Annotated in this window: 19 protein-coding genes; 9 read left to right on the top strand and 10 right to left on the bottom strand. The window is 66.1% G+C overall.

Annotated elements, in window-relative coordinates; all coding sequences use genetic code 11:
* Positions 1-37: 37 nt before the first annotated feature.
* Complete coding sequence (gene pdxY, locus GA645_RS28240; protein WP_152227661.1) at positions 38-907, top strand: pyridoxal kinase PdxY; 870 nt, start codon at positions 38-40, stop codon at positions 905-907.
* Between the two features lie 146 nt (positions 908-1,053).
* Here pdxY and ybaL read toward each other — a convergent pair whose 3' ends face one another.
* From ybaL to GA645_RS28215, 5 genes are all read right to left on the bottom strand, one after another.
* Positions 1,054-2,757 (bottom strand): YbaL family putative K(+) efflux transporter, encoded by a 1,704-nt coding sequence (gene ybaL / locus GA645_RS28235; protein WP_152227659.1) that lies wholly within the window; start codon positions 2,755-2,757, stop codon positions 1,054-1,056.
* A 205-nt stretch (positions 2,758-2,962) separates the two neighbouring features.
* Complete coding sequence (locus GA645_RS28230) at positions 2,963-3,442, bottom strand: acyl-CoA thioesterase (RefSeq protein ID WP_152227657.1); 480 nt, start codon at positions 3,440-3,442, stop codon at positions 2,963-2,965.
* A 155-nt stretch (positions 3,443-3,597) separates the two neighbouring features.
* Positions 3,598-4,356, bottom strand: coding sequence for an SDR family NAD(P)-dependent oxidoreductase (locus GA645_RS28225; protein ID WP_152227655.1), 759 nt, complete (start codon positions 4,354-4,356; stop codon positions 3,598-3,600).
* A gap of 283 nt (positions 4,357-4,639) precedes the next feature.
* Positions 4,640-6,007: a glutamine synthetase family protein gene (locus tag GA645_RS28220; protein ID WP_152227653.1), complete on the bottom strand. Its 1,368-nt coding sequence runs from the start codon at positions 6,005-6,007 to the stop codon at positions 4,640-4,642.
* Between the two features lie 280 nt (positions 6,008-6,287).
* Positions 6,288-7,682: an aspartate aminotransferase family protein gene (locus GA645_RS28215; protein ID WP_152227651.1), complete on the bottom strand. Its 1,395-nt coding sequence runs from the start codon at positions 7,680-7,682 to the stop codon at positions 6,288-6,290.
* Between the two features lie 236 nt (positions 7,683-7,918).
* Between GA645_RS28215 and GA645_RS28210 the strand changes: the two genes are divergently transcribed.
* The gene (locus tag GA645_RS28210; protein ID WP_152227649.1) at positions 7,919-8,584 is read left to right on the top strand and encodes a GntR family transcriptional regulator; all 666 of its coding nucleotides are present in this window, start codon (positions 7,919-7,921) and stop codon (positions 8,582-8,584) included.
* Positions 8,585-8,670: 86 nt separating this feature from the next.
* Here the strand turns inward: GA645_RS28210 and GA645_RS28205 are convergent, their stop codons facing one another.
* The 3 genes from GA645_RS28205 to GA645_RS28195 form a co-directional block, all read right to left on the bottom strand.
* The gene (locus GA645_RS28205) at positions 8,671-8,883 is read right to left on the bottom strand and encodes a YgdI/YgdR family lipoprotein (protein WP_152227647.1); all 213 of its coding nucleotides are present in this window, start codon (positions 8,881-8,883) and stop codon (positions 8,671-8,673) included.
* Between the two features lie 109 nt (positions 8,884-8,992).
* On the bottom strand, positions 8,993-9,394 hold the full coding sequence (locus tag GA645_RS28200) for an SMI1/KNR4 family protein (RefSeq protein ID WP_152227645.1): 402 nt from the start codon (positions 9,392-9,394) through the stop codon (positions 8,993-8,995).
* A gap of 189 nt (positions 9,395-9,583) precedes the next feature.
* Positions 9,584-10,459: a Tim44 domain-containing protein gene (locus GA645_RS28195; RefSeq protein ID WP_152227643.1), complete on the bottom strand. Its 876-nt coding sequence runs from the start codon at positions 10,457-10,459 to the stop codon at positions 9,584-9,586.
* A 241-nt stretch (positions 10,460-10,700) separates the two neighbouring features.
* Between GA645_RS28195 and GA645_RS28190 the strand changes: the two genes are divergently transcribed.
* Positions 10,701-12,464: a cation:proton antiporter gene (locus GA645_RS28190; RefSeq protein ID WP_152227641.1), complete on the top strand. Its 1,764-nt coding sequence runs from the start codon at positions 10,701-10,703 to the stop codon at positions 12,462-12,464.
* 116 nt (positions 12,465-12,580) lie between these two features.
* Here GA645_RS28190 and uvrD read toward each other — a convergent pair whose 3' ends face one another.
* On the bottom strand, positions 12,581-14,761 hold the full coding sequence (uvrD, locus tag GA645_RS28185; protein WP_152227640.1) for a DNA helicase II: 2,181 nt from the start codon (positions 14,759-14,761) through the stop codon (positions 12,581-12,583).
* Between the two features lie 177 nt (positions 14,762-14,938).
* Between uvrD and GA645_RS28180 the strand changes: the two genes are divergently transcribed.
* Positions 14,939-17,782: an EAL domain-containing protein gene (locus GA645_RS28180; protein ID WP_152227638.1), complete on the top strand. Its 2,844-nt coding sequence runs from the start codon at positions 14,939-14,941 to the stop codon at positions 17,780-17,782.
* 22 nt (positions 17,783-17,804) lie between these two features.
* Here the strand turns inward: GA645_RS28180 and GA645_RS28175 are convergent, their stop codons facing one another.
* The gene (locus tag GA645_RS28175; protein WP_152227636.1) at positions 17,805-18,110 is read right to left on the bottom strand and encodes a c-type cytochrome; all 306 of its coding nucleotides are present in this window, start codon (positions 18,108-18,110) and stop codon (positions 17,805-17,807) included.
* 199 nt (positions 18,111-18,309) lie between these two features.
* Here GA645_RS28175 and GA645_RS28170 point away from each other — a divergent pair, with 199 nt between their 5' ends.
* The 5 genes from GA645_RS28170 (at position 18,310) to GA645_RS28150 (ending at position 21,910) form a co-directional block, all read left to right on the top strand.
* Positions 18,310-19,107 carry a CbbQ/NirQ/NorQ/GpvN family protein gene (locus tag GA645_RS28170; protein ID WP_152227634.1) on the top strand — a complete coding sequence of 266 codons (798 nt, stop codon included), beginning with the start codon at positions 18,310-18,312 and terminating at the stop codon, positions 19,105-19,107.
* The gene (locus GA645_RS28165; RefSeq protein WP_152227632.1) at positions 19,091-19,684 is read left to right on the top strand and encodes a cytochrome c oxidase subunit 3; all 594 of its coding nucleotides are present in this window, start codon (positions 19,091-19,093) and stop codon (positions 19,682-19,684) included. Before GA645_RS28170 ends, GA645_RS28165 begins: the two co-directional genes overlap by 17 nt.
* The gene (locus GA645_RS28160; protein ID WP_152227630.1) at positions 19,681-19,929 is read left to right on the top strand and encodes a cytochrome C oxidase subunit IV family protein; all 249 of its coding nucleotides are present in this window, start codon (positions 19,681-19,683) and stop codon (positions 19,927-19,929) included. The genes GA645_RS28165 and GA645_RS28160 overlap by 4 nt, the downstream gene beginning before the upstream one ends.
* Positions 19,930-20,042: 113 nt before the next feature.
* Positions 20,043-20,483: a cytochrome c gene (locus GA645_RS28155; RefSeq protein WP_152227628.1), complete on the top strand. Its 441-nt coding sequence runs from the start codon at positions 20,043-20,045 to the stop codon at positions 20,481-20,483.
* Entirely contained in the window at positions 20,483-21,910 is a 1,428-nt protein-coding gene (locus tag GA645_RS28150; protein ID WP_178119638.1) for a cbb3-type cytochrome c oxidase subunit I, read from the top strand. Before GA645_RS28155 ends, GA645_RS28150 begins: the two co-directional genes overlap by 1 nt.
* The last annotated feature ends 31 nt before the right edge of the window (positions 21,911-21,941 follow it).

Below are 21,941 nucleotides of genomic sequence, written 5' to 3'. Positions count from 1 at the left end.
CGCCCCATACTGCCCCATTCCGCAGCAGGACACCGTTATGTCGCGCACTCCCCACGTTCTCGCCATCCAGTCCCACGTCGTCTTCGGCCATGCCGGCAACAGCGCCGCCGAGTTCCCCATGCGCCGCGTCGGAGTCAACGTCTGGCCGCTGAATACCGTGCAGTTCTCCAACCATACTCAGTATGGTCACTGGACCGGCCAGGTGCTGCCGCCGGAGCAGATTCCCGCGCTGGTCGACGGCATCGCCGCCATCGGCGAACTGGGCAACTGCGACGCGGTGCTGTCGGGCTACCTGGGCAGTGCGGAGCAGGGGCGTTCGATCCTCGAAGTGGTGCGTCGCATCCGCGAGGTGAACCCGCGTGCGGTGTACCTCTGCGACCCGGTGATGGGCCATCCGGAGAAGGGCTGCATCGTCGCTCCGGAAGTCGGTGAGTTCCTCCTCCACGAAGCCGCCGCCGTGGCGGACTACCTGTGCCCGAACCAGCTGGAACTGGACAGCTTCTGCGACCGCCAGCCGACCTCCCTGGAAGACTGCGCGGCCATGGCTCGCGGCTTGCTGGAGCGCGGCCCGAAGGCGGTCCTGGTGAAGCACCTGAATTATCCGGGCAAGCCGGCGGACGCCTTCGAGATGCTGCTGGTGACGCAGGCCGAGACCTGGCACCTGCGCCGCCCGCTGCTGGCCTTCCCGCGCCAGCCGGTCGGTGTGGGCGATCTCACCTCCGGGCTGTTCCTTGCCCGCCTGCTACTGGGCGACGACTTGCGCACGGCCTTCGAATTCTGCGCCGCCGCCGTGCATGAAGTGCTGCTGGAGACCCAGACCTGCGGCAGCTACGAGCTGGAGTTGGTGCGGGCGCAGGACCGCATCGCCCATCCGCGGGTGAAGTTCGAGCCGGTAAAGCTGGGGTGAGCTGAGCGCGGTTATTAGCGTTCGGGGCGCGCGCCAGAGTCTCCCTGTAGGAGCGGGCCATGCCCGCGATCGCGCGCATGGCCCGCTCCTGCAAGGTGACATCAGAGGGCCGGTTAGGCGTAGGGATGACCTGTGGCAGCCAGGCGTCAGGCCGACTGCGGCAGGTGGTCGTCGCGGGCGGCCGCGACGGCGTCGTGGCGCGCCACCTGCTCGACCATCCCCCGGGCGATTTCCCGCTCGCCCATGATCACCAGGTTGGCGCCGTTCTGCTCCAGGTAGTCCACCTCGGCATCGAAGTGGGCGCGGGCGACGATGTTCAGGTTCGGGTTGATCGCCCGGGCGTGGCTGGCGATCTGCCCGGCCTCGAAGCCGTTGGGAATGGCGATCAGCAGCCAGCGCGCGGCGGCGATGTTGGCCTGGGTGAGCACCTCCGGCATGGCGGCATTGCCGACCACCACGCAGAGGCCGTACTCGCGCAGTTCGGCGGCCTTCTCGCGTTTGTCCTCGATCACCACCAGCGGCACCTTGTCCTTGCGCAGGCGCTCGCTGACCAGCGCGCCGACCCGGCCGTGGCCGATGAGGATCGCGTGGTCCCGCTCCAGCACCGGCGGCGGCAGGTCCGGGGCGTCCACCTGCACCACGCCCGGCTCGCTCTCGGCCTTCTGTGCCTGGCGTGCCTGCAGGCGGTCGATGGCGATGAACAGCAGCGGGTTGACCAGGATCGACAGGATCGCCCCGGCCAGCACCAGGTCGCGGCCCGCCTCGGGCAGCAGGTGCAGGCTGACGCCCAGGCCGACCAGGATGAAGGAGAACTCGCCGATCTGCGCCAGGCTCGCGGCGATGGTCAGCGCGGTGCTGTTGGGGTGGCCGAACAGGCGCACGATGACGTACGCCGCCACCGACTTGCCGAACACGATGACCAGGAAGGTGGCCAGCACTGGCAGCGGCTCGTGGATCAGGATGGCAGGGTTGAACAGCATGCCCACCGAGACGAAGAACAGCACGGCGAAGGCATCGCGCAGCGGCAGCGAGTTCTCCGCCGCCTCGTGGCTCAGCTCGGACTCGTTGAGGATCATCCCGGCGAAGAAGGCGCCGAGGGCGAAAGACACGCCGAAGATCACCGCCGAGCCGTAGGCGATGCCCAGCGCGATGGCCAGCACGGCGAGGGTGAACAGCTCGCGCGAGCCGGTCTTGGCCACCCGCTCCAGGGCCCAGGGCACGATGCGCCGGCCGCCGAGGATCATCACTGCGACGAAGGCGGCGACCTTGCCCAGGGTCAGCAGGATCGGCATCAGCACGCTGCCTTCGTTGCCGTCGGAGGTGCCGCCCAGGGAGCCTGCCAGCGCCGGCAGCAGGACCAGGGTGAGGACCATCGCCAGGTCCTCGACGATCAGCCAGCCGATGGCGATGCGGCCGCGCTTGGTGTCGATCAGCTGGCGCTGCTCCAGGGCACGCAGGAGCACGACGGTACTGGCGACCGACAGGGCCAGGCCGAACACCAGCCCGGCGCCGAACTGCCAGCCCATCATCCAGGCCAGGCCCATGCCGAGCAGGGTGGCCACGCCGATCTGCACGACCGCGCCGGGGATGGCGATGGCTTTGACCGACAAGAGGTCTTTCAGGGAGAAGTGCAGGCCGACGCCGAACATCAGCAGGATCACGCCCAGTTCGGCAATCTCGCCGGACAGCGCCTGGTCGGCGACGTAACCGGGGGTGAAGGGGCCGGCCAGCACGCCGGCGACCAGGTAGCCGACCAGCGGCGAGATGCGCAGGCGGTTGGCCAGGGCGCCAAGGACGAAGGCCAGCACGAAGCCGACGGCGAGGGTGGTAAGCAGGGGCGTGTGATGCATGGTCTGGGCTCCGGGCACGCAGGGAGCAACCGGAGCCGGTGGGCCCGGGTTGCTCGAAGGTGGATCACGGGGGCAAACCCGCGTACGAAAACTCTAGGCGCTGGAATGAATTCCTACATTGCTTTCACGCAAGAGTAACCCGTTGACGCGATGGAATTTTTTCGAGGCACAGACAATTCTTATCAAGAAATGTCGCGATCGTCCGTCATTCGTCGCGAATTGCCTTGTAGCGCTGTTCCAGCTCCTGGCGCAGCTGGCGGCGCTGCTGGGCCTGGGCGAAGCGGCGCTTCTCGTCCTTGGTCTGCGGCTCCAGTTGCGGAACCACCGTCGTCTTACGCTCGTCGTCCAGCGCCACCATGGTGAAGAAGCAGCTGTTGGTGTGGCGTACGGACTTTTCGCGGATGTTCTCGGTGACCACTTTCACGCCGATCTCCATGGAGGTGCGGCCGGTGTAGTTCACCGAGGCGAGGAAGGTGACCAATTCGCCGACATGGATCGGCTCGCGGAAGATCACCTGGTCCACCGACAGGGTGACGACGTAGTGGCCGGCATAGCGGCTGGCGCAGGCGTAGGCGACTTCGTCGAGGTACTTGAGCAGGGTGCCGCCGTGGACATTGCCGGAGAAGTTGGCCATGTCGGGGGTCATCAGGACGGTCATGCTGAGCTGGTGGTTGCCGGGTTCCATGCTGTTCTCTGTGGCGGATGGAAAAGGGACCCACTCTGGACGCACCGGAGTGGGACTGACGACACAGTTTTTTCTATACAACCCATTGGCGAGGACCGCCAGGGAAACTCATCGAGGGGAGCGGGCGGCCTTGTGCCGCCCGTCCGTTGCCTGGGTCAGCGTCCGGCCGAGAGACCGAAGTCGATCGCCAGGTCTGCACCGGTGATGGCTTCGGATTCCGGTTTGCAGAGGTACCAGACCAGTTCGGCGACTTCTTCGGGGCGGATGAAGCGCGACACCTTGCCCTGTGGATAATCCTTCAGCAGCGCTCGCTTGTAGGCGTCCGGGTTGCCCTGGCCGTAGCGCTCGGCCTGGTAGTCGAGCATGGGTGTGGCGATGTCCGCCGGGGAGATGGCGTTGACCCGCACGCCCGACTCGGCCAGTTCCAGCGCCAGGGTGCGGGTGAGCATGGTCAGCGCCGCCTTGCTCGCGCAGTAGGCCGCGGAGCCGCGATAGGCCTGGCGGCCGGAGTCGCTGGAGATGTTGACGATGCAGCCGTGGTTTTCCTTCAGGTACGGCGTCGCCGCCTGGCACATGTAGAAGGCGGCCTTGAGGTTCACGCCCATCACCAGGTCGAAGTCGTCCTCGTTGAAATCCTCCACCGGGCCTTCGCGCCAGACGCCGGCAGCGTTCACCAGGGCGTCGAGGCGGCCGGTGCGGGCGAGGATGTCGGAGACCAGGCTGTGGCAGTTGTCGGCGCGTCGCAAGTCACCGACGGCGGTGGCATCCAGCGGCACCTGGGCGTTCAACGCGTGCAGGCCGGCTTTGTCCACATCGGTGGCGGCGATGCGCCAGTGGCTTTGGGCGAAACGCTTGGCGATGGCTTTTCCGAGGCCACCGGCGGCGCCGGTGATCAGTACGACAGGAGTGCTCATTGTCTACGGGTTCTCCCTGCCTGAGAGAGGACGGCGGCCGGCAGGCAGTACCGGCGGGCGCCGTATCGATCACAGGGCGCACCCGCGCCCCGTGCAATTACAGACCAAGAAAAGACCAGATTCTTCACTCTGCCAGAGTAAATTTTTCGTAAGGCTGTCGTGTGTCAAAGAGCCCGCGCCAGAGCGGGGCGAGTTATCCACAGCACTGAAGAAATCCACCGGCAGTTATCCACGATGGGATACGACGACGAGCGAGGTTTTCACTTCGCCCGTCTCGGACGAATCAGGCGTGATTGAGGTACCAGCGCCAGTCCTGCTCACCGACCTCGCCCATGAACTGGCGGTACTCCTCCCACTTGATCGCCAGGAACACCTTGAGGAATTCCTCGCCCAGCGCCTCGCGGGCCCAGGTGGAGGACTCCAGTGCGCGCAGCGCGGTGAGCCAGTCGGTGGGCAGGAACTCGGTGGCCTGCTCGTAGCCGTTGCCGACGATGGCTGCGCCCGGGTCGATCTGCTTGCCGATGCCTTCGTGGATGGCTGCGAGGATAGCCGCCGCCGCGAGGTAGGGGTTGGCGTCGGCGCCGCAGATGCGGTGCTCGATGTGCCGGCTCTTCGCCGGGCCGCCGGGCACGCGGAACGACACGGTGCGGTTGTTCACGCCCCAGCTCTTGGCCAGCGGCGCGTAGCTGTTGGCCTGGAAGCGGCGGAAGGAGTTGGCGTTGGGGCAGAAGATCGCTAGGGAATCCAGCAGGCGGGCCATCATGCCGCCGATGGAGTGGCGCAGCAGCGGCGTACCGTGCGGGTCTTCGCTGGCGTAGAGGTTGTTGCCCATCTCGTCGGCGAGGCTGACGTGCAGGTGCATGCCGGAGCCTGCGCGGTCGCCGAACGGCTTGGCCATGAAGCAGGCCTGCAGCCCGTGCTTGTTCGCCACGCCTTTCACCAGGCGCTTGTAGCGCACGCCTTCGTCGATGGCCTGCATCACGTCGAAGCGGTGCTCCAGGGTCAGCTCGACCTGGCCCGGCGCGTATTCGGAGATCGCCGTGCGCACCGGGAGGCCCTGGACTTCGCAGGCGGCGTAGAGGTCGTCGAGGAACGGCTGCAGCTGCTCCAGTTCGTAGATGCCATAGACTTGCGGCGCTTCCGGGCGGATACCGTTCATCTGCAGCGCCGGCTGCGGACGGCCGTTGGCGTCGCGCTGCTTGTCCAGCAGGTAGAACTCCAGTTCCACCGCCATCACCGGGTGGAAGCCGTCGGCCTTCAGCCGGTCAACCACGCGGCTCAGCGCCTGGCGCGGGTCGGCTGGCGTCGCCGGCAGGCCCTGGGTCGGGTGCATGCTCACCTGCAGCTGCCCGGTGGGGCTGGTGCGCCAGGGTTGCAGGGTCAGGCTGCCGGGCAGCGGATAGGTCCAGCAGTCGGCGTCGGCGACTTCCCAGACCAGGCCGGTGCCTTCGACGTCCTCGCCCTGCACGGTCAGCGCGAGGATCGAACTGGGCAGCGGGCGGCCGTTGTCGTAGATCGCCAGCAGCTCGTCACGGTGCAGCAGCTTGCCGCGCGGGATGCCGTTGGAATCGATGATGAAGAGTTCGATGCTGCGCACCTCGGGGTGGGCGGCGAGGAAGGCTTCGGCTTCCTTTCGATCGGCGAATTGCATGGTGGTCCTCGATGGCGCGGTGCGCCGGAATGTTCTTTTGTAGGAGCAACTGTCTTCTGGGCTATTCGCTACGCTCACCCTTCGGGCCGCACTGAAGTGCGTTCAGCGCAAGCGCTGTCCCGCGTTCGCGGGAGTGACGGGGGTGAGATTCGAGCGCCTTTGCGTCATCCCCGCGAACGCGGGGACCCAGAAAACAACGTAGGAGCGGACTTTGTCCGCGATCCGCCGCAGGCGGCGAAAAGCATCGCGGACGGAGTCCGCTCCTACGGGTTCCTGGAGATCAGGCCTCGCGTGCGCCGGGAATCGACAGCAGCTCGGTGATGCCGGCATCGAGGGTCTCGATCAGGCGATCCACGTCGGCGGCGGTGGTGTCCGGGCAGCACAGGGTCATGTTGTGGAATGGCGTGATGAGGATGCCGCGGTTGATCAGGTACAGGTGCAGGGCCATCTGCAGCTCGTCGTGGAAGGCGGCTTCGGCCTCGGCGCCGGTGCGCGGCGATATGGGGCAGAACTGGAACTCGCTGCGCGCGCCCAGTTCGGTCACCGACCACTTCAGCTCGTGCTTGGCGATCAGGCGGCGGAAGCCGTCGGCCAGGCGCTTGGCCAGCGGCAGCATGTGGTCGTAGGCCGCCTGGGTCATCACCTGTTCCAGGTTGGCGCGCATGCAGTGCATGGCCAGGGCGTTGGCCGAGAGGGTAGTGCCCATGCCGCTGTGGCCGTGTCCGTGGCTGTCTTCCTGGGCGCTCTTGCGCGAGGCGGCCATGCGCTCGGCCATTTCCGCGCTGCAGCCGAAGATGCCGCAGGGCACGCCGCCGGCGATCGGCTTGCCGACCACGAAGAAGTCCGGGTCGAGGTTCCACAGCTTCGTGCAGCCACCGATATTGGTGGAGATGGTGTGGGTTTCGTCGATGATCAGCAGCGAGCCGTATTTACGAGTCAGTTCGCGGCACTTCTGCATGAAGCCTGGATCGGGCAGGACCATGCCGATGTTGGTCATCGCCGGCTCGCACAGTAGGGCGCAGACGTCGCCCTGGGCCAGCGCGGCTTCCAGCGCTTCGACATCGTTGAAGGGGATGGAGCGGCTGTGCTGGGTCAGGTCGTAGGCCTGGCCGACCAGGCCGGAGCGGTGCACGGTCTCGCCATCGCGGTAGCGCACCATCACGTCGTCGACGGTGCCGTGGTAGCAGCCGTCGAACACCAGCAGGGTCTTGCGCTTGGTCACCGCACGGGCCCAGCGCAGCACGTAGCGGTTGGAGTCGGTGGCGGTGGCGGTGACCTGCCAGTAGGGTAGGCCGAAGCGCTCGGCGAGCAGTTCGCCGCAAACCACCGCGTCTTCGCCGGGAAGCATGGTGGTCAGGCCACGGGCGCCCTGTTCGGCGAGGGCGCGGGCGATCGGCGCCGGCGAATGGCCGAACATGCTGCCGGTGTCGCCCAGGCAGAAGTCCACGTAGTCATGGCCGTCCACATCGTAGAAGCGGGCGCCCTGGGCGCGCTCTACGAACAGCGGGCAGGGTGTGGACCAGTCGGCCATCCAGTGCATCGGCACGCCGGCGTACAGCGACTTGTGCGCGCGCTCGGCAAGGGCGACGGACTTGGGATTCTGTTCCAGGAAGCGCTGGCGCTCACGGGCGGTGAAGAGATCAACGGCCTGTTGGGTGATTCCGCTGGCGGTCATGTTGCACACCTCGTTTGTTTTTTTGCACATCTTCCATTTGTGATCACAAAAATGTCAATACACAGGATGTTTAGCCTGATAATCTGCCCTGTAACAAATTCTGTGATCACAAACTGACTGTGGACGGCCACAGGACTCTGTCTGATCGAAAACAAGGGATTCGCAAGATGATGCACAACTGCAGCCTGACCTTCGCCCAACTGCCGGCACCGCCGGCTGGCCGGGAGTGATCTGCGATGGCCGACAACCTTCAGGAGCAGCTGTACCTGAACCTGCGCCAGGCTCTGTTGAGCGGGCGCTTCCAGCCCGGCGAGCGGCTCAAGATCCGCGATTTGGCCCAGGAGTGGGGCACCAGCCCGATGCCCGTGCGCGCCGCCCTGCAGCGGCTGGTCGCCGAGGGCGCGCTGGAAGGCGAGCCGCAGCGCTCGCTGCGGGTGCCGGTGATGACCCGCGAGCGCTACCTGCAGATCCTGCAGGTGCGGCAATCGCTGGAGGGACTGGCGGTGGAGGATGCGGCCAGGCATCTGCGTCCGGCTGACATGGCGGTGCTGCGCGATTGCACCGAGCGCATGGAAGTCGCGCTGAACGCCCGTGACGTCCAGGGCTACCTGGATGCCAACAGCCTGTTCCATCTCACGCTCTACAGCGCCTGCGGCAACCCGACCCTGCTGCGCATGATCGAGGCGCTCTGGCTGCAGGTCGGGCCGTTCTTCAACCGCCTGTTCACCGAGGCCGACCTGTCGCTGCGCCTGAACGACTTCCACGAAGACGCCCTGCGCGCCCTGGAACGCGGCGATGGCGCGGGCGCGCGCAAAGCCATCGAGCAGGACCTGGGCTATTGCGGCCAGTACCTGCTCAATCTGCTCGAACTGGAGAGTGGGGGACGGCTGGGGGTGCGATAGCCCCCACAGCTAAGCGGATAGGATCAGCCCGGAGTGCGAGCGCTGCGCTCACCACCTCGCTGATCGGCATCTCACCCTGTCGGCACTCAGGGCGTCTTGATGAAGCGGACGTTGTCCTTCTTGATCAGGATGGTGTCGCCATTGAGCTGCTCGAATTCGTAGTAGTCATTGTATTTGTCGTAATCAGAGTGATCCTTCACCAGGATTTCGCTGCCATCCTGCAGCGTCACCACGGCCTTGTCGGCGCAACCGGCGAGGCCGAGCAGCAACAGGCAGGTGAACAGGGCTTTGAACTTCATAGCGTCTCCACAACAAGGCATCGTGCCTGGCCTGGACAGCAAAAGGGCCGAAGGTACGGTGAGTTGCCAGTGAGACCATCGAAGTGTCAGGAAATTCCGAAGCCTCGGTTCAGGTCTCGAGCCATACGTCGCGTGCCCAGGTCCACACCGAGTCCCAGGTCTCCTCGGTGAGTTCGCCGTCGGCCCAGAGCACCACTTCGCCGTCCTCGGCCACCGCGTAATAGTCCTCACCATCGGCGCAGAGCGGGATCAGCTCGCGCGGCAGGCCCATCGACCAGGCGACGGCAGCCACCTCCGGCAGGTAGGTATGGGAGTGCGGATCGGTCACCGTGACCGGTTCCAGACGGCCATAAATCACATCGCTGACCTGCAGGAGAAACTCACGAAATTCCGACGGAATGCCTATCAGCAGGGCTTCTTCGATCTCCACCAGCAGTTCTTCGTCCGGCAATTCCAGGGGGACGGGAACCGGCTCGTTCGCTTCACGCAGCTTCTCGATCACATCTTCCACAGGCGGGGCCTCTCTACGTCTGGATAGTGGCGCGCTTTATACAGTAGTAGCCGGCACTTGGCGCAAGGCCACTGCCGTGGCGGCGTCCGGACGGGCGGTTCCTTCGTCCAGCCAGGAAAGAGCGCTGAACTTCACCGGGAAACGAAAAAGCCCGGCCAGGGCCGGGCTTTTCCAGTGTTGCGCGCAGGATCAGTTCTGACGGATACCCGCCACCAGCCAGGGCTGGTTCTCGCCCTGGGCACGTTCCATGCGCCAGCTTTCGCTGAAGGGCTCGCCCTGGTCGAAGCGCGAGGTCTTCGACACGCCGCTGAAGGTCAGCGTGGCGATGGTCTTCTCGGCGTTGTCGTCGACGCCTTCCAGCTGCGCATCGAGGTTGTCGATGTAGGTCGACTGGTAGCCGTCGCCCAGGTCGGCGCGCTCCTGCTTGAGGAACTGCAGCATCTGCGGGGTGACGAACTCGGCGATCTTGTCCATCTCGTTGGCGTCCCAGTGCTGCTGCAGGGCCATGAAGTGCTCGCGGGCGGCGCCGACGAAGCGGGCTTCATCGAACCAGCTCGGCGCGTTGATCACCGGACGGGTGTCCATGACCGGACGCGAGGCGCCAGCGAAGACCGACGGCTGGGCCGGCATTTCGCGCTGCATCGGCGCGTGGCCGGCCATGGCGGGCTGATGGCCCTGCTGCTGGCGGCGACGGGACGCGATGAAGCGGAAGGCGATGAACGCGATCAGCGCGATGATCAGGATGTCGAGGAACTGCATGCCCTGGAAGCCGTCGCCCATCAGCATGGAGGCGAGCAGGCCACCGGCGGCGAGGCCGGCCAGCGGGCCGAGCCAGCGCGAGGCGCCGCTCTTGGCGGCGGCACCGGCTGCGCCAGCGGCAGCACCGGCGGCGGCAGGAGCCGCGGTGGGGGAAGTCGGGGCGGCACTGGGTTGCGCCTGGCGTGTCTGGTGGCTCGGCGCCGAGCCCATGCTCTTGCCGCCACCGAAACGCTTGGCGGCGTTGACGTCGAGGCTGAGCGTCACGGCGACACAGAAGGCCATGGCAAGGCTGAGAAAGCGCTTCATCGTTGTCATTCTCTTGGTTGGTGGATCGACGCGCGTCATGTTGCCGGCCGGGGCCTGTGAGGGCCAGCCGGATTTTGTTTCGCGCTGTTGCCCTATATGGGGGTCGTGGATTCCCTTTCCAAATCAGTCTGTTACTGATTCTTTCAGAACCGCCTGTCGGTAAAGTCGGATGATAGGCTTCGCTGAGCGAGGCCGTCCGCCGCGCGATCCCCCAGACCCCACGCCGCGAGGACCGCCGACCATGCATGCCATCGATTTCATCCAGGACCTCGCGGTGATCATGCTGATCGCCGGCTTCGTCACCATCCTCTGCCATCGTTTCAAGCAGCCGGTGGTCCTGGGCTACATCATCGCCGGGGTGATCATCGGCCCGCACACCCCGCCCTTCGCCCTGGTGCACGACCAGGAGACGATCAAGACCCTCGCCGAGCTGGGGGTGATCTTCCTGATGTTCTGCCTGGGCCTGGAATTCTCCCTGCGCAAGCTGTTCCAGGTCGGCGCCACGGCGTTCATCGCCGCCTTCCTGGAAATCACCCTGATGCTCTGGGCCGGTTTCGAGATCGGCCGGCTGTTCGACTGGAGCACCATGGACTCGCTGTTCCTCGGCGCGATCCTGGCGATGTCCTCGACCACCATCATCATCAAGGTCCTGGGTGACCTGAAGATGAAGAACGAGCGCTTCGCCCAGCTGATCTTCGGCGTCCTGATCATCGAGGACATCCTCGGTATCGGCATCATCGCGCTATTCTCCGGCATTGCGGTGAGCGGCACGGTGGAAGCCGACCAAGTGTTCTCCACCGTCGGCAAGCTCAGCCTGTTCATGGTCGTCGCGCTGGTCGTCGGTATCCTGCTGGTGCCGCGCCTGCTGGCCTACGTGGCGAAGTTCGAAAGCAACGAGATGCTGCTGGTGACGGTGCTGGGCCTGTGCTTCGGCTTCTGCCTGCTGGTGGTGAAGCTGGAATACAGCATGATCCTGGGCGCCTTCCTGATCGGCGCGATCATGGCCGAGTCGCGCCAGCTGGTTCAGATCGAACGGCTGATGGAGCCGGTGCGCGACATGTTCAGCGCGATCTTCTTCGTCGCCATCGGCCTGACCATCGACCCGAAAGTACTGGTGGACTACGCCGCGCCGATCCTGGTGATCACCCTGGTGGTAGTGCTGGGCAAACTGGTGTCGTGCGGGACTGGCGCTTTCATAGCCGGCAACGATGGGCGCACCTCGATGCGCGTGGGCATGGGCCTTTCGCAGATCGGCGAGTTCTCTTTCATTATTGCCGCGCTGGGCATGAGCCTGGGCGTGACCAGCGACTTCCTCTACCCGGTGGTGGTCGGCGTGTCGGCCATCACCACGCTGCTGACGCCCTACCTGATCCGCTCCGCCGACCCGCTGGCGTTGTACCTGGGGCGCAGCCTGCCACCGCCCATGGTGCGGGTGTTCAGCCTCTACGGCGAATGGCTGCGCAGCATCAAGCCGCGTGGCGACAAGGCGATCCTCGCCGGGCTGATCCGCCGCATCCTGTTGCAGGTGGGGGTGAACCTGACCCTGGTGATCGCCATCTTCTTCGGCCTGGCCTACTTCGCCGGGACGATTTCCCAGTGGCTGGTCGATATCGTCGAGCAGGAAGCGCTGCACAAGGCGCTGATCTGGGGCGCCGCGCTGCTGCTGTCGCTGCCGTTCCTGATCGCCGCCTACCGCAAGCTCAAGGCGCTGGCGATGCTGCTGGCGGAAATGGGCGTGAAGGCGGAAAGCGCCGGGCGCCATACGGCGCGGGTGCGCCGGGTGATTTCCGAGCTGATCCCGCTGCTGTCGCTGGGCGGCATGATGCTGCTGCTGGCAGCGCTCAGTTCGAGCATCCTGCCGCCGGGCGAGCTGCTGGTCGTCGTGGCGCTGATCGCGGCGCTGGTGATCGCGGTGTTCTGGCGCTGGTTCATCCGCGTGCATTCGCGGATGCAGGTGGCGCTGATCGAGACCTTCGAGCAGAGCGGCGGCGGGCAGCACCATTGATGCCGTTGCCGAACTTGGCGCAGGTGCTGAAAGCCTCCGCACCCGTAGGAGCGGGCCATGCCCGCGATTCGCGCCCATGGGGCGCTCCTACAGGTTGAGCGCGGAGTGAAGCGGCCTCAGATCGCTTCCAGCTTCGCGTAACCCATCATCAGCCACTTGCTGCCCTCGCTGTCGAAGTTCACCTGTACCCGTGCCTGGGCGCCGGAGCCTTCGAAGTTGAGGATCACGCCGTCGCCGAACAGCGGGTGGCGCACGCTCTGGCCGAGGCTGAAGGGGGTGTCCGGCACGCTGGCGCCGCTGAACAGGTTGCCGCTGCGCTGGTTGCCCGACAGCGGACGGCTCACCGAGTTGGACAGGCGCACCTCCTGGATCAGGCTCGGCGGGATTTCGCGGACGAAGCGCGACACCTTGTTGTAGGTCTCGCTGCCATACAGGCGGCGGGTTTCCGCGTAGGTCATGACCAGACGGTGCATGGCACGGGTGATGCCCACGTAGGCCAGGCGGCGTTCTTCTTCCAGACGGCCCGGTTCTTCCAGGCTCATCTTGTGCGGGAACAGCCCTTCTTCCACGCCGGCGAGGAATACCAGCGGGAACTCCAGGCCCTTGGCGCTGTGCAGCGTCATCAGCTGCACGCTGTCCTCGAAGGCGTCGGCCTGGGTGTCGCCGGACTCCAGCGCGGTGTGGTCGAGGAAGGCCACCAGCGGTGGGGTGTCCTCGTCGTCCGGGGTCTCGAAGGCGCGGGCGGCGCTGACCAGTTCTTCCAGGTTTTCCACCCGGGCCTGGCCTTTCTCGCCCTTTTCTTCCTTGTGGTAGGTGATCAGGCCGGACTGCTCGATGACGATCTGGGTCATCTGGTGCAGCGGCATGCCCTCGACCTTCACCGCGAGCAGGTCGACGGTTTCCAGGAAACCGTTCAGCGCGCTGGCGGCGCGGCCGGCCACGGCCTTGGCGGCGATCACGTCGTTGATTGCCCGCCACATGGAGGTGCCGTTCAGGCGCGCGGCGTTGCGGATCGCCTCGACGGTCTTCTCGCCGATGCCGCGTGGCGGCACGTTGATCACCCGCTCCAGCGCGGCGTCGTCGTCGCGCAGGCGGATCAGGCGCAGGTAGGCCAGGGCGTTCTTGATCTCGGCGCGCTCGAAGAAGCGCTGGCCGCCGTAGATGCGGTAGGGGATCTTCTCCCGCAGCAACGCTTCTTCCAGCACGCGGGACTGGGCGTTGGAGCGGTAGAGGATGGCGATTTCGCTGCGTTTCAGGCCGTCCTTGCGCAGGGCGTCCTCGATGGTCTCGACGATGTAGCGCGCTTCGTCGTGTTCGTTGAAGCCGGCGTAGAGGGTGATCGGGTCGCCGTCGACGCCATCGGTCCACAGCTCCTTGCCCAGGCGCCCGCTGTTGTTGGCGATCAGCGCGTTGGCGGCCTTCAGGATGGTACCGGTGGAGCGGTAGTTCTGCTCCAGGCGGATGTCCTCGGTACCGGCGAAGTCATCGGCGAAATGCTGGATGTTCTCGATCTTCGCGCCGCGCCAGCCGTAGATCGACTGGTCGTCGTCACCCACCACCATCAGGCTCTCGCCTCCCTTGGCGAGGAAGCGCAGCCAGGCGTACTGCACGGCGTTGGTGTCCTGGAACTCGTCCACCAGGATGTGGCGGAAGCGCCGTTGGTAGTGCTCCAGCAGGCTCGGGCGGTTGCGCCAGAGGTCCAGCGAGCGCAGCAGCAGCTCGGCGAAGTCCACCACGCCGGCGCGGGCGCAGGCCTCTTCGTAGGCCTGGTAGATGCTGACCATGGTCGACAGGTACAGGTCGCCGCTGGCCTGGATGTTCTGCGGGCGGTTGCCCTCGTCCTTCTGCCCGTTGATGAACCACTGCGCCTGGCGCGGCGGCCAGCGTTGCTCGTCCAGCCCCAACTCGCGCACCACGCGCTTGACCAGGCGCAGTTGGTCGTCGCTGTCGAGGATCTGGAAGTTCTCCGGCAGCCCGGCTTCCTGCCAGTGCGCACGCAGCAGGCGGTGGGCCAGGCCGTGGAAGGTGCCGACCCACATGCCCGCCGGGTTGATCCCCAGTAGCTGCTCGATCCGCGCGCGCATCTCGGCGGCGGCCTTGTTGGTGAAGGTCACGGCCAGGATGCTGTGCGGCGAGGCGCGCTCCACCTGGATCAGCCAGGCGATGCGGTGCACCAGCACGCGGGTCTTGCCGGACCCGGCGCCAGCGAGCACGCGCTGGCGCCCCAGCGGCGCGGCCACGGCCTGGCGCTGCGGGTCATTGAGGGAGTTGAGCAGGAGGGAGAGGTCGTCATTCATGGGGCGGCATTCTACCGGTGGGGCCGAAACCCGGGCAAACCGGCCCGCCGTCCGGCGGATTCCCGACGAAAGTTGGGCAGGCAGCCGGCCAAATGCCATCTGTGATGCTGTTAGCGGAGGATTGTCCTCGGTTATGCTCCGCCGACTCCTAGGCCAGAACCTACAAGAAAAACGCCTATGACTGCTTATGTAGAGCCTTCGGCGATTCCGGTGAGCCATGCCGAGATCCGCCAGCAGTATGCTCACGAGATTGCCGTCGAACGCACCCGCCTGCTGTATCAGGGGTCCCGAGTTCCGACGCTGCTCATGCTGCTCAACGGTCTGGCCTGTGCCGGCCTGCTGTGGGAGCGGGTATCCACCGTGCTGCTCTGCGGCTGGCTGGTGTCGCTAGTGCTGCTGGCCGTGCTGCGGCTGATCCAGGTATCCGCCTTCCATGCCGCGTCCGCCGAACGCCAGGCCAGCGGGCACTGGCAGCGCGCCTTCCTGTTCGGCGCAGGCGCCTCCGGACTGACCCTGGCCTTCGCCGCCATTGCCCTTGTTCCGGCGGACGCCTTCCTCCAGCAGTCCCTGGTGTTCGGCCTGATCGCCGCCGCAATCCTGTCGGCCAGCGTGGCCTATGCGGTCAGCCTGCCGGCCTTCCTCACCTTCGCCTTGCCCTGCCTGTTCCCGTCGATTTCCTACCTGCTGCTCAGCGAGAACCCGCTGCAGCAGGGCTGGGGAGTGCTCGGGGTGATCCTGCTGGCGGCGTTGCTGGTGGTGGCCTGGCAGATCCACCGGCTGGTGCATACCAGCCTGCTGCGGCGCTTCCAGGCCCAGGCGCTGGTGGCGCATCTGGAGCGCGCGAACTGCCAGGCCGAAGCGCTGAACCAGGATCTGGAGCGTGAAGTCGAGCAGCGCCGTCGAGCCGAGCGCGAACTGTGCCGCGCCCGCGATGCCCTGCAGGAACGGGTGGAGGCGGGCAGCGCGCAGCTCAGCCACACCGAGGCGCGCCTTGCGCTGGCGCTGGAAGCCAGCGAGCTGGGGCTGTGGGACTGGAACCTGCTGACCGACGAGGTGCACCACTCGCACCTGGAAGAAATCTTCGGCATCACCCAGGCGGCGGTGAAGAGCGTACGCAACGACCTGCGCCCGCGCCTGCACCCGGACGACCTGCCGCTGCTGCGGCGGGCGCTGGTCGAGCACCTCAAGGGCCGCACCGACGGCTACCGCATCGAATACCGCGTGTGCCATGCCGACGGCCACTGGGTCTGGGTCGAGGACCGTGGCCGGGCCATGGAGCGTGACGCCCTCGGGCAGGTCACGCGGATGGTCGGCACCCGCTGCGACATCTCCGCCCGCAAGCAGCGCGAGGAAGAACAACGCCTGGCCGCCACGGTGTTCGAGGCGGCCAGCGAAGGCATCATCATTCTCGACCCGAACTACCGCCTGCTCGCCCTCAACGAAGCCTTCACCCGCCTCACCGGCTATCGCCGCGAGGAACTGCTGGGGCGCAACGTCAGCCGGCTGATGGGCTCGGCGGAGACCCTGCGCCGCTACCAGGCGATCCGCGCCGAGCTGGAGTGCCAGGGCACCTGGCAGGGCGAGCTGATCGAGACGCGCAAGAACGGTGAGTTGTACCCGCAGTGGCTGCAACTCAACGTGGTGCGCGACGGCCGTGGCCAGGTGACCCACGTGGTCGGCTTCTTCGCCGACCTCACCGCCCGCCGCGACGCCGAGGAACGCCTGCGCTACCTGTCGCACTATGACGAACTCACCGGGTTGGCCAACCGCAGCCTGTTCAAGGAACGCCTGCATGAGGCCAGCCAGCGCGCCCGCCAGGAAGGCCGCACGGCGGCGCTGCTGCTGATCGACCTGGACCGCTTCAAGCTGCTCAACGACAGCCTCGGCCACGAAGTCGCCGACCAGCTGCTGCGGCAGATGTCGCGGCGCATGACCCAGACGGTGCCCGAGGCGGACACCATCGCCCGGTTGTCCGGCAACGAATTCGCCGTGCTGATCGACTCCTACGCCAGCCTTGCCGCGCTGGCGCGCCTGTCCAGCCGGCTGCTGGCCAAGCTGCGCGCGCCGATGACCGTAGGCGGCCACGAACTGGTGATCAGCGCCTCGGTGGGCATCAGCCTGCTGCCGGACAACGCTTGGGAAATCTCCGCGCTGATGAGCCAGGCCAACATGGCCATGCATCACGCCAAGCACCTGGGCGGCAACACCTTCCAGTTCTTCACCGACAACCTGCAGGCCTGCACCCTGGAGCGCCTGCAGCTGGAAACCCGGCTACGCAAGGCCATCGACGAAGGCCAGCTGGACGTGCATTACCAGCCCAAGCTGAACCTCGCCAACGAGCGCCTGGACAGTGCCGAGGCGCTGGTGCGCTGGCGCCACCCGGAAATGGGCATGGTGCCGCCGGGCGACTTCATCGGCCTGGCCGAGGAAACCGGGCTGATCGGCGCCATCGGTGAGTTCGTCCTGCGCCGCGCCTGCCGCCAGGCCCGCGAGTGGCAGCAACAGGGTCATGAGCTGCGGGTCTCGGTGAACCTTTCGGTGCATCAGCTGCGCACCGGCAACCTGGTCGAGCTGGTGCGCACCGTGCTCGATGAAACCGGCCTGCCGTCGCACCTGCTGGAACTGGAGTTGACCGAGAGCCAGCTGCTGGACAACGTCGAGAGTGTCACCACGACCTTCCGCCAGCTGCGCGAGATGGGCGTGAAGCTGGCCATCGACGACTTCGGCACCGGCTATTCCTCGCTCAGCTACCTCAAGCGCTTCCCGGTGGACTACGTGAAGATCGACCAGACCTTTATCCGCGACCTGTCGCAGCAAGGCGAGGACGCGGCCATCACCCGGGCGATCATCGCCATGGCGCACAGCCTGGAACTGAAGGTGGTGGCGGAGGGGGTCGAGCACGCCGAACAGCTGGGCTTCCTGCGCGCCCACGGCTGCGACGAGATCCAGGGCTTCCTGATCAGCCCGCCGCTGGCGGCGGGGGATTGCCTGGAGATGCTGAGGAGCGTCGGCCGGCACTGAGCGCCGGCCGCGCGGCGTGGAATCACTTGAGGGTGACGATCCACTCGGCGAGGGTCTTGGCCTCGTCCGGGCTGACGGCGTTGGCCGGCATCGGAATCGGCCCCCAGACACCCTTGCTGCCCGTCTTGATGCTGTTGCTGATGTGCGCAACGCCGTCGGCGCCATACTTCGCCGCGACCTCCTTGAAGGCTGGGCCAACCACCGTCTTGTTGACGGCGTGACAGGCCACGCAGGCCTTGGCCTTGAACAGCTCCTCGCCGGTACTGGCCATCGCAGTGGTCTGCACCAGCAAGCCGCCGAACAGCAGGGCAACCAGGGCTTTGTTCATGAACGCTCTCCTCACGGGCTGGGCGCTTCGAGGCGCCGATCGTTTTCGCCGGCTTCCCGCCCGGCTTCTGTGGCGATTCTAGGAGCGGCCCGAGCGGCCTTGGCTTGATGGCAATCAAGAACTCCTCTCGGCGCGCTTGAGAGAGGGGGGCTGGCTGATTAGCTTGCCTACCGAAACTTCCTACAGAGATATCCTCGCCATGAACGCCCCTGCCCAGCACATCGAGCCGCTCTTCTACCAGGCGACCGGCAACGAGGTGGCGCTGTTCACCCACGCTTCCGCCCATGGCATGCCGGTGCTGATCAAGGGCCCGACCGGCTGCGGCAAGACGCGCTTCGTCCAGCACATGGCGCAGCGCCTGAACCTGCCGCTGTACACCGTGGCCTGCCATGACGACCTGTCGGCGGCCGACCTGGTCGGCCGCCACCTGATCGGCAGCGACGGCACCTGGTGGCAGGATGGCCCGCTGACCCGCGCAGTGCGTGAAGGCGGTATCTGCTACCTGGACGAGGTGGTGGAGGCGCGGCAGGACACCGTGGTCGTGCTGCACCCGCTGGCGGACGATCGCCGCGAATTGTTCATCGAGCGCACCGGGGAATCCCTGGTGGCGCCACCGGGCTTCATGCTGGTGGTGTCCTACAACCCCGGCTATCAGAATCTGCTGAAGGGCATGAAACCCAGCACCCGCCAGCGCTTCGTCGCCCTGCGGTTCGATTATCCGACGCTGGAAGTGGAAGCCGGCATCATCGCCCGCGAGGCTGGCGTTTCCTCCGAGCTGGCGCAGCGTCTGGCGCAACTGGGCGTAGCCCTGCGCCGGTTGGGCCGGCAGGAGCTGGAGGAAGTCTGCTCGACGCGCCTGCTGGTGCTCACCGCGCGTCTGCTCAATGCCGGCGTGGCGCCGCGCGATGCCTGCCGCGCCGGGCTCGCCGAGCCGCTGTCGGACGACGAGGCCACGGTCGCCGCGCTGATGGACCTGGTCGATGTCCATTTCGCCTGAGGCGACGCTCAACGCCCGGCGCCTGCCGGGCGACCTGGCGATGTGGTTGTTCATCCTCGCCGAGCTGACGGTCTTCGCCATCCTCATCATCGTCTTCGCCGTGACCCAGCACCTGGACGTCGAAGGCTTCCGCGCCGGTCGCGCGCAGCTGGACCTGTCCACCGCCCTGGCGCTCACCCTGACCCTGCTCACCGCCGGCTTCTGCGCGGCACTGGCGGTGGAGCAGGTGCGCCACGGACGGCAGCGCCGCGCGGCCGCCCTGCTGGGCGTGGCTGTGCTGCTGGGGCTGGCCCACGTGGTGCTCAAGTCCGGCGAGTACCAGCACCTCGCCTCGCGCGGGCTGGACCTGGAGTACAGCACCTTCTTCACCCTGTTCTGGCTGATCACCGGCTTCCACTTCCTGCATGTGCTGCTGGGGCTGGTGATCCTCAGCTGGATGACGCTGCGCTGCCTGCGCGGCGCCTACCGCCGCGATGCCCTGGGCGGGCTGGAGTCCGGCGCACTCTACTGGCACATGGTCGACCTGGTCTGGGTGGTGCTCTTCCCGCTGGTCTACGTGTTGGCGCCCGGTTCATGAAGACGCTGTTGCTCGCCTGGCTGGCGATGCTGCCGATGTCGGTGGCGGCGGTATGGCTGGGGCACCACGCGCCCGACGTGCTGCTGCCGGTGGCGGCGATCCTGCTGCTGGGGCTGGGCAAAGCCTGGATCATCGCGCTGCGCTTCATGGAGCTGAACCACGGCCCGCGCCTGTGGCAATCGCTGCTGCTCGGCTGGCCGCTGGTGGTCACCAGCGTGATCCTGGCTCTGCACGCAACTCCCTGATTTTCCTTCGGAAAAATACCTGACTGGAAGCATTGGTCTTTCTTGATTGCCATCAAGCGAGACGTCCTAGGACGCTTCCTACAATGGCCCCGACCGTGACCTAGGAGGGCCCCATGTCAGAGACATTTACCAAAGGGATGGCGAGGAACATCTACCTGGGAGGAGGCGTTTTCTTCTTCCTGGTGTTCCTCGCGCTGACCTATCACACCGAAACCACCTTCCCCAAGCGCACCCACCAGAGTGAGCTCACCGAATCGGTGGTGCGCGGCAAGCTGGTGTGGGAGCAGAACAACTGCGTGGGTTGCCACTCGATCCTCGGTGAAGGCGCCTACTTCGCGCCGGAGCTGGGCAACGTCGCGGTCCGCCGTGGCGGTGACGCCGCTTTCGGCAGCTTCCTCGCGGCCTGGATGAAGATGCAGCCGCTGGGCGTGCCCGGTCGCCGGCAGATGCCGCAGTTCCACCTCAGCGACCAGGAGGTCACCGATCTCGCGGCGTTCCTGCTGTGGACCTCGAAGATCGACACCAACAAATGGCCGCCGAACAAGGAGGGTTGATCATGAACCCGGGCAATCCCTATCTGAAATTCGCCTCGCAGTCGGTGGCCAAGCCGTACTTCGTGTTCGCCCTGATGCTCTTCGTCGGGCAGATCGTCTTCGGGCTGATCATGGGCATGCAGTACGTGGTCGGTGACTTCCTGTTCCCGGCGATTCCGTTCAACGTTGCGCGAATGGTGCATACCAACCTGCTGATCGTCTGGCTGCTGTTCGCCTTCATGGGCGCGGCCTACTACCTGATCCCCGAGGAAGCCGACCGCGAGCTGTACAGCCCGAAACTGGCCATCGTGCTGTTCTGGGTATTCGCCGTCGCCGGCGTACTGACCATCCTGGGCTACCTGCTGGTGCCCTATGCGGGCCTGGCCAGGCTGACCCACAACGAGCTGCTGCCGACCATGGGCCGGGAGTTCCTCGAACAGCCGACCATCACCAAGATGGGCATCGTGGTCGTGGCGCTGGGCTTCCTGTTCAACATCGGCATGACCATGTTGAAAGGCCGCAAGACCGCCGTCAGCGTGGTGATGATGACCGGCCTGGTAGGCCTGGCGGTGTTCTTCCTGTTCTCCTTCTACAACCCGGAAAACCTGGCCCGCGACAAGTACTACTGGTGGTGGGTCGTGCACCTGTGGGTGGAAGGCGTGTGGGAGCTGATCATGGGCGCGATGCTGGCCTTCGTGCTGATCAAGATCACCGGCGTCGACCGCGAGGTCGTGGAGAAATGGCTCTACGTGATCATCGCCATGGCCCTGATCACCGGCATCATCGGCACCGGCCACCACTTCTTCTGGATCGGCGCGCCGGGCGTGTGGCTGTGGCTGGGTTCGATCTTCTCCGCACTGGAGCCGCTGCCGTTCTTCGCCATGGTGCTGTTCGCCTTCAACATGGTGAACCGTCGCCGCCGCGAGCACCCGAACAAGGCTGCCGCGCTGTGGGCCCTGGGCACCACCGTGACCGCCTTCCTCGGCGCCGGCGTGTGGGGCTTCCTGCACACCCTGGCTCCGGTGAACTACTACACCCACGGCTCGCAGCTCACCGCCGCCCACGGTCACCTGGCCTTCTACGGCGCCTACGCAATGATCGTCATGACCATGATCAGCTACGCCATGCCACGCCTGCGGGGCATCGGCGAAGCGCCTGACGCCCGTGCGCAGGGCCTGGAAATCTGGGGCTTCTGGCTGATGACCATCTCCATGCTGCTGATCACCCTGATGCTCACCGCCGCCGGCATCGTCCAGGTCTGGCTGCAGCGCATGCCCGCCGATGGCGCCGCCCTGCCGTTCATGGCCACGGTCGAGCAGCTGAAGATCTTCTTCTGGCTGCGCCTGTACTCCGGTGTGGGCTTCTTCATCGGGCTGATCTGCTACCTGCTGAGCTTCCGCCAGCGCGGCCGTGTCGCGGTTGCCGCAGGAATGGCCCAGGTGAGCTGAGGAATCCAACCAACCCGGGCCCGTCCGCATT

The sequence above is a fragment of the Pseudomonas sp. SCB32 genome (assembly GCF_009189165.1).
Taxonomy (GTDB): domain Bacteria; phylum Pseudomonadota; class Gammaproteobacteria; order Pseudomonadales; family Pseudomonadaceae; genus Pseudomonas.
This window is presented reverse-complemented; position numbering and strand designations above follow the sequence as displayed.